Here is a 13,559-nt window from a genome sequence, read left to right as displayed (position 1 = left end):
CGGTGCCAATATAGGGGCATGTCAGAGAAGATTGCGACAGCGCCGGGATTGATCGAGCGCGCCGGCATCGAGATCATCCCCGAGTCCGAACGCACGGCGAAACCGCGCGACCTGTTCTGGCCGTGGTTCGCGGCGAACGTGTCGGTGTTCGGCATGTCGTACGGGTCGTTCCTGCTCGGGTTCGGCATCTCGTTGTGGCAGGCCACCCTGGTGTCCATCATCGGCATCGTCGTATCGTTCGCGCTGTGCGGTCTGATCGCGGTCGCCGGCAAGCGTGGCTCCGCACCGACCATGGTGCTGTCGCGTGCGGCCTTCGGCGTGCAGGGCCAGAAACTTCCCGGCATCGTCTCGTGGCTCACCTCGATCGGCTGGGAGACGTCGCTCGCGATCACCGCCGTGCTCGCCACGGGGACGATCCTGAGCGAACTCGGCTGGACGACCGGCGATGACACCGCGGTGAAGATCATCGCGACGATCGTCGTCGCGGCACTCATCGTCGGAGCATCCGTGCTCGGTTACCACACGATCATGAAGCTGCAGTCCGTGCTCACCTGGCTCACCGGTGCGATGACGGTGCTGTTCCTGATCCTCACATTCCAGCACATCGACTGGGGCACGGCGTTCTCCCGACCAGACGGCACTGTTGCTCAGACGATCGGCGCGCTGGTCATGGTGATGACCGGATTCGGGCTCGGCTGGATCAACATCGCCGCCGACTGGTCGCGCTATCAGAAGCGAACGGCATCCGACGGGGCGATCATCGGGTGGAATACGATCGGCGGCTCTGTGGCCCCGATCATCCTGGTCTTCTTCGGACTGCTCCTCGCCGGTTCCGATGAAACTCTGCTGGACGCTGTCGGCTCAGACCCGATCGGCGCGCTCGCCGTGCTGCTGCCCGCGTGGGCGCTGTTCCCGTTCCTCATCGTCGCCATCCTCACCCTGGTGTCAGGCGCTGTCCTCGGCATCTACTCCTCCGGTCTGACGCTGCTGAGCCTCGGCATCCGCATCCCGCGCCCCGCAGCAGCAGGAGTCGACGGCGTCATCCTCACGGCCGGCACGATCTTCGTCGTCTTCTTCGCGACGAGCTTCATCGGACCGTTCCAGTCGTTCCTCATCACCCTCGGCGTACCGATGGCGTCGTGGGCGGGCATCCTCATCGCCGACATCCTGCGCCGCCGGAAGGACTACGACGACGAAGCGCTATTCGACTCGTCTGGTCGCTACGGCGCGTACGACTGGACGTCGATCATCACGATGGTCGTGGCGACAGTGATCGGATGGGGCTTCGTCATGAACCAGATCCCCGACACCCCATGGAACGACTGGCAGGGGTACTTCCTCGACATGTTCGGCTGGCGCGAAGACTGGGGCTATGCGAACCTCGGCGTGCTGTTCGCACTGATCCTGTCGTTCCTCGTGGCCTGGTTCGCGCGGGCCGCGAAGATCCAGCGGCAGGAAGCATGAACGCGATGGCCGAAAAGTGGCTCGTCGTCATCGATCCGCAGAACATCTTCGCCTCGCCCGACTCGGCCTGGGGGTCGCCGTTCTTCGCGGAGACGATGCCGCGCATCCGCGCGCTGGCGGATGCCTTCGGCGAGCGCGTGCTCGTCACCAGATGGATGCCGACGGCCGACCGCTCCACCTCATGGGGTGAGTACTTCGCCGCGTGGCCGTTCGCCGATCAGCCGCCGACCGATCCGTTGTTCGACCTGGTTGCGGATGCTGCCGGTCTCTCGAGCCGGCCCACCCTCGACCTGCCGACCTTCGGAAAATGGGGCGCAGAGATCGAGCAGATCGTCGGACACGGAGCATCCATCGTGCTCGCCGGCGTCTCGACCGACTGCTGCGTGATCTCGACGGCGCTGGCCGCGGCGGACGCCGGTGCTCGTGTCACCCTCGCGGCCGACGCCTGTGCAGGGTCATCGGCCGAGAATCACGCCGCGGCGATCACGGTGATGGGCCTGTATCCACCTCAGATCACGATGTCGACGACGGCCGAAGTGCTCGCCGGCCTCTCCTGAACGGTTTCTCCGGTCTTTGCTATCGTCAGTGCAGCACGTGACTGACGACGCCTTTGACTGAGCGATTCCTAACGAAACTGAAGTGATGCCTGAAGATACCTCGCCGCCCCTGCCCGTGATCAAGCGAAGCACTGTTCCACCACCTCGTTGGCCAGTGCTGATCGGCTCGGCGGCTGCGATTCTGGCCATCGCGCTGTGGGCGATCTTCGCTCCGGTTCAGGCCGGTGAAGTGATCGGCGTCATGGTCGGCTGGATCGCGACGAACTTCGGCTGGTACTTCGTCCTCACCGCAGCGATCGTGGTGGTGTTCGTGCTGATTCTGGCGTTCTCCTCTGTGGGGCGCACCAAGCTCGGCCCCGATCACTCCAAGCCGCAATTCAGCATGTTCACGTGGGCCTCGATGCTGTTCGCTGCCGGCATCGGCATCGACCTGATGTTCTTCGCCGTCTCAGAACCTGCTGCGCAGTACATGAATCCGCCGACGGGCGAAGGCGAGACCATTGCCGCCGCACGACAGGCGATCGTGTGGACGTTCTTCCATTACGGTCCGGTCGGCTGGGCGATGTATGCGCTGATGGGCGCGGCATTCGCTTACTTCGCCTACCGTCTCAACAAGCCGCTGACGATCCGGTCGGTGCTCTCTCCGATCTTCGGAAGGTTCACCAACGGCTGGGTCGGTCACAGCGTCGACATCTTCACTGTGCTCGGCACCGTCTTCGGTATCGCGACCACGCTCGGTATCGGCGTCGTGCAGCTCAGCTACGGAATGCACGTGCTGTTCGGAACTCCGGATGGCGTCTCGATGCAGATCGCACTGATCGTTCTCGCCGTGGCGATGGCGACGATCTCGACCGTATCCGGTGTGGAGAAAGGCATTCGCCGTCTCTCCGAGGCCAACGTCATCCTCGCGATCATCCTGCTGCTGTGGATCACCATCACCGGACAGACCCGGCGCATCCTCGATGGTCTCGTCATGAACGTCGGCGACTTCTTCGCCACGTTCCCGAGTCTGCTCATGGAGACGTTCGCGTGGGAGCGTCCTGATGCCTGGATGCAGGGGTGGACGCTGTTCTTCTGGGCATGGTGGGTCGCCTGGGCACCGTTCGTCGGGCTCTTCCTGGCGCGGATCTCGCGTGGCCGCACCCTCCGACAGTTCATCGTCGGCGTGCTCTTGATTCCCTTTGCGTTCATCGCGATCTTCGTCTCGATCTTCGGCAACTCCGCTCTCGAGATCATCCTCGGCGGCGATACAGCATTCGCCGAATCAGCAGTCAACACCCCGGAACGGGCATTCTTCGATCTGTTGCAGCAGTATCCAGCAGCCCCCATAGTGCTCGCAGTCGCGCTCCTGACCGGCCTGCTCTTCTACGTGACTTCCGCCGACTCCGGCGCCCTTGTGCTGGCGAATCTGACATCGAAGATGGAAGACCCCAGGCAGGACGCCGGCAAGCTGCTGCGCGTGTTCTGGGCGCTCGCCACCGGACTCCTGACCCTCGGCATGCTGCTGGTCGGCGGGGTTCCGACACTGCAGGCGGCGACGCTCATCATCGGCCTGCCGGTCTCACTGCTGCTGTATCTGGTGATGATCTCGCTTTACCGATCACTCGGCGCAGAGAAGCAGCGCCGTGCCGGCTACCTCGCGACGATTCCAGGCCGCTTCGGCCCGACGCAGACGAACTGGCGTCAGAGGTTGCGTCGCTCGACCGTCTATCCGACGCGTTCGCAGGTGATCACCTACCTCGGCGACGTGGCGGCTCCGGCGCTGGAGGACGTGAAGGAGGAGTTGTGCGCGGCAGGAGTCGACGCCGTCATCGAGACCATCGACATCGACGGACTCGACATGCCCTCGCCGATACTCACTGTTCACTTCAACGAGGGTGAGGACTTCACGTACCAGCTCTATCCGGTCGCGCACGAGTTGCCCTCCTACTCCTATCTGAGCGTGAGCGGCGCCGGGCACTACTTCCGCCTCGAAGTGTTCTCGGCCATCGGATCGCGTGGGTACGACGTCTACGGTTACACCACCGACCAACTGATCACCGACGTGCTGAGCAGCTACGAGTCGCACCTGGAGTATCTGCGCCTCACCGCCGATGTGTCCGAGCCCGTCTTCACCGAGGCGCTGCCGGTGATCACCGATTGGCAGGACGATTTCCTTGATCCTGCGTCCAGCGGTGACGCCGCCGCTGACGGCACCGAAGAGACCACAGTGAAGGAGACACCATGACCGCCACACTCTTCATCGACGGCATCTGGACCTCGGCGATCGAGGGGGGAACCAGGGAGATCCGCTGTCCTGCCGATGGCTCGTTAGTCGCGGTCGTCGACGAGGCCACCGCAGCCGACGCGATCGCTGCCATCCAGGCCGCGCGTCGTGCATTCGACAGCGGCGTGTGGAGTGCGACACCGGCTGCCGAGCGCGGCGACTTCGTGCTGCGCGTCGCCGCACGACTGCGCGAGCGCAAAGAGGAGTTCGCCCGTGCTGAGGCACTCGACACCGGCAAGCGCATGGTCGAAGCGCGCATCGACATGGATGACATCGCCGCCTGCTTCGACTACTTCGGAAAGCTGGCCGCGCAGGATGCCGGTCGCATCGTGGATGCCGGCAACGCCGACGTCCTCAGCCGCATCGAGTACGAGCCGGTCGGCGTCTGCGCGCTGATCACACCGTGGAACTACCCGTTGCTGCAGGCGGCGTGGAAGATCGCGCCGGCGCTGGCTGCGGGCAACACCTTCGTGCTGAAGCCCGCCGAGCTGACGCCGCACACCGCGATTCTGATGATGGACGTGCTCGACGAACTGGGCCTCCCTGCGGGGGTCGCCAACCTCGTGCTCGGCGCGGGCGCCACAGCCGGTGGCCCACTGTCGACGCATGAGGATGTAGACATGGTCTCGTTCACCGGCGGCCTGGTCACAGGCAGGTTGCTCGCCGCGAACGCTGCAGCCACCGTGAAGAAGGTCGCGCTGGAACTCGGCGGGAAGAACCCCAATGTGATCTTCGCTGACGCCGACTTCGACGCCGCCGTCGACAATGCGCTGAATGCGGCATTCCTGCACTCCGGGCAGGTCTGCTCCGCTGGGGCGAGGCTGATCGTGGAAGAGTCGATCGCTGAACGCTTCGTCGACGAACTGGTGCGACGTGCAGAGGGCATCCGCCTCGGAGGACCGTTCGATGAAAGCGCAGAGAGCGGGCCGCTCATCTCCGCCGCACATCGTGAGAAGGTCGACGCATACGTGCAGGCCGGCGTCGCAGAGGGCGCACGACTGCGCACCGGCGGAAAAGCGCCCGAGGGCGATCTGGAGGACGGCTTCTACTACCTGCCGACGATCCTCGACCAGGTGCAGCGCGGGATGTCCGTCGTGCGCGATGAGGCCTTCGGTCCGGTTGTGACGGTGGAGACGTTCTCCACCGAGGATGAGGCCATCGAGATCGCGAATGACACGATCTATGGTCTTGCCGGCGCTGTGTGGTCGCAGGATGCCGGTCGCGCTCAGCGCATCGCAAGGCGTCTGCGCCACGGCACGATCTGGGTCAACGACTACCACCCCTATCTCCCGCAGGCCGAGTGGGGTGGGTTCAAACAGTCCGGCTTCGGACGAGAGCTCGGTCCGACCGGACTCGCCGAATATCAGGAGGCCAAGCACATCTACCAGAACCTCACCCCCGCGGTGACCGGCTGGTTCGCCGAGCACTGATCAGGAGCTGATGAAGATGAAGACGACGCACACTTTCGACTACGTTGTGGTCGGTGGCGGGTCGGCAGGTGCGGCCGTCGCCGCCCGGCTCAGCGAAGACCCATCGATCACGGTCGCGCTGCTGGAAGCGGGCCCCTCCGATACCGACGAGCAGGTCGTGCTGCAGCTGAACCGCTGGATGGAGCTGCTCGAGTCGGGCTTCGACTGGGACTACCCGATCGAGCCGCAGGAGAACGGCAACTCGTTCATGCGCCACGCGCGTGCAAAGGTTCTGGGCGGATGCTCGTCACACAACTCCTGCATCGCCTTCTGGGCGCCGCGCGAAGACCTCGACGACTGGGCCTCGGTGCACGGCGCCACCGGCTGGGAGTCCGCCCGCACCTTCCCGTTGTACAAGAAACTCGAGACGAACGAGTTGCAGGGCGAGCTGCACGGCCAGGACGGCCCGGTGCATCTGATGAACGTTCCGGCGGTCGACCCGTGCGGCATCGCACTCCTGGACGCGTGCGAGCAGGCCGGCATTCCCCGAGTGCAGTTCAACACCGGCGAGACGGTCATCAACGGCGCGAACTTCTTCCAGGTGAATCGTCAGGCCGATGGCACGCGTGCGTCGTCGTCGGTGTCGTACCTGCATCCGATTCTCGATCGCGAGAACCTGACAATCCTCACCGGACAGCACGTCAAGGAGCTCACCTTCGACGACGCGGGCGCCTGCACCGGCGTGATCAGCGTCGACAACCCTTTCGCTCGTCCGTCGCACATCGCGGCCACGCGTGAGGTCATCGTCTCGGCCGGAGCGATCAACACCCCTCAGCTGCTCATGCTCTCGGGCATCGGCCCCGCCGATCACCTGCGTGAGGTCGGGATCGACGTGCGCGTGGATTCCCCCGGTGTCGGCGCGAACCTTGCAGACCACCCCGAGGGCGTTGTGCAGTGGGAGTCGAAGAAGCAGATGGCTCGCGAGTCGACGCAATGGTGGGAGATCGGCATCTTCACGCCGACCGAAGAAGGGCTCGACCGTCCGGATCTGATGATGCACTACGGCTCGGTGCCCTTCGACATGCACACCTACCGCGCCGGCTACCCCACCGCCGAAGAGATGATCTGCCTGACGCCGAATGTGACGCACGCCCGCTCGCGCGGCACCGTGCGGCTGCGCTCGATCGACTACCGCGACAAGCCGAAGGTCGACCCGCGCTACTTCACCGACCCCGAGGGTCATGACATGCAGGTGATGATCAACGGCATCCGCAAAGCTCGCGAGATAATCGCGCAGCCGGCGATGGCGGAGTGGGCAGGGCGCGAGCTTGCCCCGGGTGCGGATGCTGTGACGGACGAGGATCTCGCCGCGTACATCCGCGCCACCCACAACACCGTCTACCACCCGGTGGGCACCGTGCGGATGGGCCCGGCCGACGATGAGATGTCACCGCTGGACCCGCAGCTGCGCGTCAAGGGCGTCTCACGCCTGCGCGTCGTGGATGCCTCGGCGATGCCGGAGATCACCACGGTCAACCCCAATATCACGGTGATAATGATGGGCGAGAAGTGCGCGCAGCTCATTCGCGACGGTGACTGATCAGTCGCTGCGGACCACGGACACGATGTCGGCCGGCGAGCCGTGCCATGGCGCGCCATGGCCGGGCAGCACCCAGGATGCCGTCACCTCTGCGAGCCGGTCGAGTGATGCCAGCGCCTCTGCGGGTTCGTCGGTGAACGGTGCAGGCTGGGCACCATCGCGCCCAGTGAGCACGTGTCTGGTGGTGAGCGCGTCACCGACGAACAGGGCATCCGCCATCGGGATGTGCACCGCGATGCTCCCTGGGGAATGTCCCGGCATCCCGACGATCACGGGGGCACCCGGCAGATCGAGCACGTCGCCGTCGGCGATCTCCATCGCTTCTTTGACGTAGATCGGCCGCAGGGCCTTCTTGCGGATGCCGTACGCGAAGAAGCCCAGCATCGGCCCGAGTTTCGCTGGCCCCATCGGCGTCTTCGGCTTCTCCCCTGTTCGCGCGCGTTCCGCGTCGGCAGCATGCACGAAGACGGGAACGCCGTGCTGGGCGCGCAATCGCTCGGCGAAGCCGATGTGGTCGCTGTCGCCGTGCGTGAGGATGAGTCCCTTGATGTCGGAGAGCGGTCGACCGAGGCTCGCCATCTCTTCCTGCAGGTCGCTCCAGTGCCCCGGCATCCCCGCGTCGATCAGAGTGACGCCGTCCGGCGCATCGACGAGATAGGAGGCGACGATGTCATTGCCCAGGCGGTGCAGGTGCGGTGCGAGCTTCATGGTGTCCTACCGATCCGTGGGATGATCTTGCGATGGCTATCTTGCGTAGCCTGACGATGCAGGCCGTTGCCGATCGCGTCGGCGTGCGAGCACCCTCGCTGTACAAGCGGGTGCGCGACCGAGATGCACTGATCGCCGCGGTCGCCGAATCGGTGGTCGACGAGTTGTCGGCCGAACTCGAACGCGTCGAGCAGGACGATGCGCAGCCAGGAGGGCCTGACGACCTGCTGACCGGCCTGGCCACGACGTACCGCGCATTCGCACATGCGCATCCAGAGGGGTTCCGGCTGATGTTCACGGCTTCCCCTCCCCTGGCATCCCTCGACCGCGCGGCCGGCCCCGTCCTCCGCGCGAGCGCTGCGCGCGTCGGCGAAGACCACGCGCTGGACGCCGCGCGCCTTCTCACGGCGTGGATGACCGGATTCCTGCAGATGGAGCTCGCCGGCGCGTTCCGCCTCGGCGGAGACGTCGACCTGGCGTTCGACTACGGCCTCAGTCGCCTGCTCAAGGGCCTCGACGGCTGACCTCCTCGGTTCAGGTCCAGTTTCTGCCGCTTTCCCGGCGCCAGAACGACAGAAAGTGCGACCTGGACGAGCATCGTGGCACTCGCTACTGCCACACTGATCCGTGGAGGGGATTCCATGACCACGACCGCGCCTGCAAACGACGCGCCCGAAGACCGCACCCACGACGGCGATGACCGCCCGAAGCGGGCGCACGGACGCTGGTTCAAGACTCGCGTGGTGCTCGGCATCATCATCGCGATCGCGGTCGTCGTCGCGATCATCGGAGCGATCACCCCCTGGCCGTCAGCCATGGTGATCAGGGCCGTCTTCACGCAGGGCGGCGACGCCACCGCGGCGGAGATGGACAAGTACGTGCCCGACACCAAGCTCACCGAGAAGCTCGATGTCGCCTATGCCGATGAGGGCGTCGACACGACGATGGACGTCTTCACACCGGCATCCGCCACCGGCCCCCTGCCCACGATCGTGTGGATCCACGGCGGAGCCTGGGTCTCGGGATCGAAGGAGAACGTCGACCCGTACATGCGCATCCTCGCCGCCGAGGGATACACGACGATCGCCGTGAACTACACGCTGGGGCCCGAGGGCTTCTACCCGAAGGCCGTGCGTCAGATCAACGATGCGCTCGGCTACATCGACAAGAACGCCGATGAGCTCAACGTCGATACAACACAGATCGTGCTCGCGGGAGACTCCGCAGGCGGACAGCTGGCGAGTCAGATGGCGACGCTCATCACCAGCCCCGACTATGCCGAGATCATGGACATCGAGCCGAAGCTGTCCGCCGACCAGGTCGTCGCCACCGTGCTGAACTGCGGCGTGTACGACCTCGCGGCGCTTGCGCAGCTCGACGGCGTCATCGGCTGGGGCCTGAAGTCGTCGATGTGGGCCTACGCCGGCACCAAGACCTGGGCCGAGGACTCTTCCGGCGCGACGATGTCGACCGTGAACTGGGTGACCGAGGACTTCCCCACCACGTACATCTCCGGAGGCAACGGCGACGGTCTCACCTGGCTCCAGTCGATCCCGATGGCCGACCGGCTGAACGAGCTCGGCGTCGACGTGACGACGCTGTTCTGGCCCGCTCCGCATGAGCCGCAGCTTCCGCACGAGTACCAGTTCCATCTCGACATGCCGGATGCCCAGACGGCCCTGCAGAAGACGATCGACTTCCTGGACGCGAACACCACGCAGCCCTGAGTCCGACCGCGCCGATGCGCACCCGGCACTGACGCCTGAACGATCGTTCGGGATATCCTCAGGGATCATGGGAACAGACGCGACTGACTCGGCCGGCACCACCGATCCCACCGGGAACGAGCGTCCCCTGGAGGATACGATCGTCACCGACCTCTCCGGTCGTATGACGTACGGGTCGTACCTGGAACTCGATCGGCTGCTGTCTGCGCAGCATCCGGTCAGCAGTCCGGAGCACCACGATGAGATGCTGTTCATCATCCAGCATCAGACCACCGAGCTCTGGCTGAAGCAGCTGCTGCACGAGATCAGCTCTGCCCGCACACTGCTCGCGAGCGACGACCTGCGCGAGGCACTGAAGCGGGTCGCGCGCGTCAAGCGCATCCAGGACGTCATGACCCAGCAGTGGTCGGTGCTCGCGACTCTCACCCCGACCGAGTACGCGCAGTTCCGCGGGGCGCTGGGCAATTCGTCGGGGTTCCAGTCCGTGCAGTACCGTGCGGTCGAGTTCGCCCTCGGCAACAAGAACGAGCGGATGCTGTCGGTGTTCCGCGATCATCCGGCCAACCTCGCGCTGCTGAAGGTCGAGTTCGAGCGGCCGACGCTCTACGACGAGTTCCTGCGCTTCGCGGCCCGGCGCGGGCTGCCGATCCCGACCGAGATCCTCGAGCGCGACGTGCGCGAGCCGTACCGTCCGCACCCGTCGCTCGTGCCGGCGATCCGCGAGATCTACGAGAACCCGAACACCCACTGGGATCTCTACGAAGCGTGCGAAGACCTCGTCGATCTCGAGGACAACTTCCAGTTCTGGCGCTTCCGGCACCTGAAGACCGTCACCCGCACGATCGGGATGAAGCCGGGCACCGGCGGATCGAGCGGGGTCGGCTTCCTCCAGCGCGCGCTGGAGCTGACGTTCTTCCCCGAGCTGTACACGGTGCGCACCGAGATCGGCGGCTGATGCGGGTCGCGGTCACCTACCTCGACGGCGAGGAATGGCGAGACGGCGTCGTCGCCCACGCCGCATCCGGACTGCGCGTGATCCCCGAAGCGGACACCACCGGTCTTGCGCGCCTCGACGGCGTGATCACCGGCGGTTTCACGGATCACCACGTGCACCTGCAGCTCGTCGATATCGCGCCGCTCGCCGGCTCGGCTCTCGGCCGCGTCGTCGACCTGGGCGGTGATCCGTCGGTGCTCTCGGAACTGAGGATCGTCGAGGGCGTCGAGGTGCTGTTCGCGGGGGCCTTCCTCACCCCGCGGGGCGGCTATCCGTCGGACCGTTCGTGGGCGCCGGCCGGTTCGGTGCGCGAGATCGCGGACGAGGATGCCGCGGAGCGGGCCATCGTCGAGATGAAGGAGTCGGGCGCCGTGCGCATCAAGGTCGCGAGCAACAGGGCCGCGGGTCCGGTGTTCTCCGACACCCTGTTGCGGGCGATCGTCTCCATCGCTGCTTCCCATCGCATCCCGATCGTCGCCCATGCCGAGGGTCCTGGAGAGGCGCAGCGAGTGGTCCGGCTCGGCGCCGAGCGGCTCGCTCACGCGCCGTTCTCGGAGCGGCTCACCGATGCCGAGATCAGTGGACAGGCTGCGTCCGCCGCATGGATCTCCACTCTCGCGGTTCATGCCGACGAGGCGTACGGCATCGCGATCGACAACGTCCGTCGCTTCCGTTCGGCCGGCGGAACGGTGCTCTACGGCACCGATCTGGGCAACGGTCCGATGCCTGTCGGATTGAACCCGCGGGAGATCGGCGCGCTGAGGGAAGCCGGCCTCGACGACGCCGATCTGCTGCAGTGCCTTGCACCCGTCGATCCCACGACCGCAGGATCGCACCCGCTCTTCTACCCTGGAGCCACGCCCGACACGGCCGACCCGCTCCTCGCCCGTTTGCTCACTCCCGCTGATCTGGAGGCCTGACATGACCGATCTCCTCACCGAAGCCCAGGGCCTCGACGCGCATGACCCGCTCACGGCTCATCTGGACGCCTTCGTCGAGGCACCGGGCGTCAGCGCCTACCTCGACGGCAACTCTCTCGGCCGGCCGCTGCGATCGCTGCCCGAGCGCCTCGCCGAGTTCGTGAGGAACGACTGGGGCACGCGCCTCATCCGCTCGTGGGACGAGCAGTGGATGGACCTGCCGACCGAGCTCGGCGACCGCATCGGCCGGATCGCGATCGGGGCCGCAGCGGGCCAGACGGTCGTCGCCGACTCCACGACCGTGCTGCTCTACAAGCTCATACGTGCCGCCGTGGCGGCTCTTCCAAACCGTTTGGAAATCCTCATCGAGGAGGGGAACTTCCCCACCGACCGGTTCGTGGCAGAGGGCATCGCCGCCGAACGCGGACTGACCGTGCGCTGGCTCACGGCTGATCCAGTCCACGGCGTACAGGTCGAGGACGTCGCAGCAGCGGTGTCGGAGCAGACCGCGCTCGTCGTGCTCAGTCACGTCGACTATCGCTCGGGTGCGCTGGCCGAGATGAAGACGATCACGGATGCCGTGCATGAGGCGGGCGCGCTGATGCTGTGGGACCTGTGCCATTCTGTCGGCGTGATCCCGATCGATCTCGATGCCTGCGGCGTCGACCTCGCGGTCGGCTGCACCTACAAGTACCTGAACGGCGGACCGGGCTCGCCCGCCTTCGCCTACGTGAACGCGCGTCATCACGGCGTGCTGCGCCAGCCCATCCAGGGCTGGATGGGCGCCGGAGACGTGTTCGCCATGGGGTCCGCGTACGCGCCCGCCGACGGCATCCGGCAGTTCATCAGCGGCACGCCACCGGTGCTGGGGATGCTGGCGATGCAGGGCATGCTCGACCTGATCGAGTCCGCGACGATGGACGCCGTTCGTGAGAAGTCGAAGACCCTCACCGACTTCGCCGTGCGGGCGTTCGACGATGTGCTCGCACCGCTCGACGTGCGACTGCTGAGTCCGCGCGACGCCGACAGGCGCGGCGGCCACGTGACGATCGGGCATCCGGACTTCGCCGAGGTGATGAAGACGCTGTGGGCCGACGGCGTGATTCCCGACTTCCGTTTTCCCGACGGCATCCGCCTCGGCCTGTCGCCGCTGAGCACCTCGCATGCGGAGGTGCTCAGCGGCGTGCTGGCCGTGCGCAACGCGCTGCGGTAAGGGTCGTTTCGACTCGGCTGCGCCTCGCTCAACACATTTCGTCTCGCTTCGCTCGCTCAACGACCCGCGGAAGCGCCCGTGTCACCAGTGCGGGTCGTTGAGCGGAGGGCGAAGCCCGAAGACGAAACGGGGTGAGCGAGCGAACGCGAGTCGAAGCCTTGTCAGCCGGCGACCGACCGGAGGAACCCCGTCACGTTCTCCTGCAGACGCAGGATGCGCAGTTCGCGTGCCGTCTCGCGGTCGAAGCCCTCGTAGGCGAGCGGCGGCAGCCGCCGCACGGTGTGCGAGCAGCCGAACTCGGCGCAGACCAGTGTGCCGATCGTGTCGCCCTTGCGACCGGCGGCGCCGGCCTTGCGGGCCGAATACAGCTGGACGTCGTGGCGGAGCGCGACGTCTTCGCACCACGAGCACTGCGCTCGTGAGAGCACGCGCTGCTCGGCGCGCTGCAGGAGCACCCCGGTGAGGGTTTCGTCGACCTCGGCGATGACGTAGGCACGCCGCGGGAACTTCGGGTCGGACCAGCCGAGGTAGTCGATCCGGTCGAAGTCGATCTCAGCGAAACCCTGGGGAAGCGAGAGGGAGGAGACCTCTTTGCGGGAGGCGTTGATGAAGGAGGCGCGGATGGCGCGCTCGTCGATGGGACGCATGGGAGGAACTGCTTTCTGATGTGAGGTGAGAAGGTCACGGCATCCGTCAGATGG

The 13,559-nt window shown here is 65.9% G+C and carries 12 protein-coding genes; 10 read left to right on the top strand and 2 right to left on the bottom strand.

The genetic code is table 11. The features are described 5' to 3' along the window. Positions 1–18 precede the first annotated feature (18 nt). From J1M43_RS04080 to J1M43_RS04060, 5 genes are all read left to right on the top strand, one after another. Complete coding sequence (locus tag J1M43_RS04080) at positions 19–1,464, top strand: cytosine permease (RefSeq protein ID WP_033105979.1); 1,446 nt, start codon at positions 19–21, stop codon at positions 1,462–1,464. A 5-nt stretch (positions 1,465–1,469) separates the two neighbouring features. Next, positions 1,470–2,021, top strand: a complete 552-nt coding sequence (locus tag J1M43_RS04075) for a cysteine hydrolase family protein (protein WP_033106559.1) — start codon at positions 1,470–1,472, stop codon at positions 2,019–2,021. Between the two features lie 85 nt (positions 2,022–2,106). Continuing rightward, positions 2,107–4,248 (top strand): choline BCCT transporter BetT, encoded by a 2,142-nt coding sequence (gene betT, locus J1M43_RS04070; RefSeq protein ID WP_206475943.1) that lies wholly within the window; start codon positions 2,107–2,109, stop codon positions 4,246–4,248. Continuing rightward, positions 4,245–5,717, top strand: a complete 1,473-nt coding sequence (locus J1M43_RS04065) for an aldehyde dehydrogenase family protein (RefSeq protein ID WP_206475941.1) — start codon at positions 4,245–4,247, stop codon at positions 5,715–5,717. The genes betT and J1M43_RS04065 overlap by 4 nt, the downstream gene beginning before the upstream one ends. 16 nt (positions 5,718–5,733) lie before the next feature. Further along, complete coding sequence (locus J1M43_RS04060; RefSeq protein ID WP_206477314.1) at positions 5,734–7,296, top strand: GMC family oxidoreductase; 1,563 nt, start codon at positions 5,734–5,736, stop codon at positions 7,294–7,296. On the opposite strand, the gene J1M43_RS04055 is transcribed toward J1M43_RS04060, so the two are convergent. Next, on the bottom strand, positions 7,297–8,004 hold the full coding sequence (locus tag J1M43_RS04055; protein WP_206475939.1) for an MBL fold metallo-hydrolase: 708 nt from the start codon (positions 8,002–8,004) through the stop codon (positions 7,297–7,299). It lies immediately after the preceding gene. Positions 8,005–8,036: 32 nt separating this feature from the next. Here J1M43_RS04055 and J1M43_RS04050 point away from each other — a divergent pair, with 32 nt between their 5' ends. The 5 genes from J1M43_RS04050 to J1M43_RS04030 all read left to right on the top strand — a co-directional run bounded on the left by J1M43_RS04050 (position 8,037) and on the right by J1M43_RS04030 (position 12,858). Then, positions 8,037–8,528 (top strand): TetR/AcrR family transcriptional regulator, encoded by a 492-nt coding sequence (locus J1M43_RS04050; RefSeq protein ID WP_152594853.1) that lies wholly within the window; start codon positions 8,037–8,039, stop codon positions 8,526–8,528. 117 nt (positions 8,529–8,645) lie between these two features. Next, complete coding sequence (locus J1M43_RS04045; protein ID WP_206475937.1) at positions 8,646–9,731, top strand: alpha/beta hydrolase; 1,086 nt, start codon at positions 8,646–8,648, stop codon at positions 9,729–9,731. A 67-nt stretch (positions 9,732–9,798) separates the two neighbouring features. After that, complete coding sequence (locus tag J1M43_RS04040) at positions 9,799–10,686, top strand: tryptophan 2,3-dioxygenase (RefSeq protein WP_084595736.1); 888 nt, start codon at positions 9,799–9,801, stop codon at positions 10,684–10,686. Then, on the top strand, positions 10,686–11,645 hold the full coding sequence (locus J1M43_RS04035; protein ID WP_206475935.1) for a hydrolase: 960 nt from the start codon (positions 10,686–10,688) through the stop codon (positions 11,643–11,645). Before J1M43_RS04040 ends, J1M43_RS04035 begins: the two co-directional genes overlap by 1 nt. 1 nt (position 11,646) lies before the next feature. Continuing rightward, positions 11,647–12,858, top strand: coding sequence for a kynureninase (locus tag J1M43_RS04030; RefSeq protein WP_206475933.1), 1,212 nt, complete (start codon positions 11,647–11,649; stop codon positions 12,856–12,858). Positions 12,859–13,019: 161 nt separating this feature from the next. On the opposite strand, the gene J1M43_RS04025 is transcribed toward J1M43_RS04030, so the two are convergent. Beyond that, entirely contained in the window at positions 13,020–13,505 is a 486-nt protein-coding gene (locus tag J1M43_RS04025; RefSeq protein ID WP_033105976.1) for an FBP domain-containing protein, read from the bottom strand. Between the last annotated feature and the right edge of the window lie 54 nt (positions 13,506–13,559).

It is taken from the genome of Microbacterium sp. KRD172, from assembly GCF_017168295.1.
GTDB lineage: Bacteria > Actinomycetota > Actinomycetes > Actinomycetales > Microbacteriaceae > Microbacterium > Microbacterium profundi.
Note: the sequence above shows the minus strand (reverse complement) of the source record. Positions and strands in the feature narration are given on the sequence as shown.

Coding starts and splice junctions, on each gene's coding strand:
- J1M43_RS04055 (WP_206475939.1), bottom strand. CDS start 8,004: ATGAAGCTCGCACCGCACCTGCACCGCCTGGGCAATGACATCGTCGCC.
- J1M43_RS04045 (WP_206475937.1), top strand. CDS start 8,646: ATGACCACGACCGCGCCTGCAAACGACGCGCCCGAAGACCGCACCCAC.
- J1M43_RS04080 (WP_033105979.1), top strand. CDS start 19: ATGTCAGAGAAGATTGCGACAGCGCCGGGATTGATCGAGCGCGCCGGC.
- J1M43_RS04025 (WP_033105976.1), bottom strand. CDS start 13,505: ATGCGTCCCATCGACGAGCGCGCCATCCGCGCCTCCTTCATCAACGCC.
- J1M43_RS04065 (WP_206475941.1), top strand. CDS start 4,245: ATGACCGCCACACTCTTCATCGACGGCATCTGGACCTCGGCGATCGAG.
- J1M43_RS04050 (WP_152594853.1), top strand. CDS start 8,037: ATGGCTATCTTGCGTAGCCTGACGATGCAGGCCGTTGCCGATCGCGTC.
- J1M43_RS04075 (WP_033106559.1), top strand. CDS start 1,470: ATGGCCGAAAAGTGGCTCGTCGTCATCGATCCGCAGAACATCTTCGCC.
- J1M43_RS04035 (WP_206475935.1), top strand. CDS start 10,686: ATGCGGGTCGCGGTCACCTACCTCGACGGCGAGGAATGGCGAGACGGC.
- J1M43_RS04030 (WP_206475933.1), top strand. CDS start 11,647: ATGACCGATCTCCTCACCGAAGCCCAGGGCCTCGACGCGCATGACCCG.
- betT (WP_206475943.1), top strand. CDS start 2,107: ATGCCTGAAGATACCTCGCCGCCCCTGCCCGTGATCAAGCGAAGCACT.
- J1M43_RS04040 (WP_084595736.1), top strand. CDS start 9,799: ATGGGAACAGACGCGACTGACTCGGCCGGCACCACCGATCCCACCGGG.
- J1M43_RS04060 (WP_206477314.1), top strand. CDS start 5,734: ATGAAGACGACGCACACTTTCGACTACGTTGTGGTCGGTGGCGGGTCG.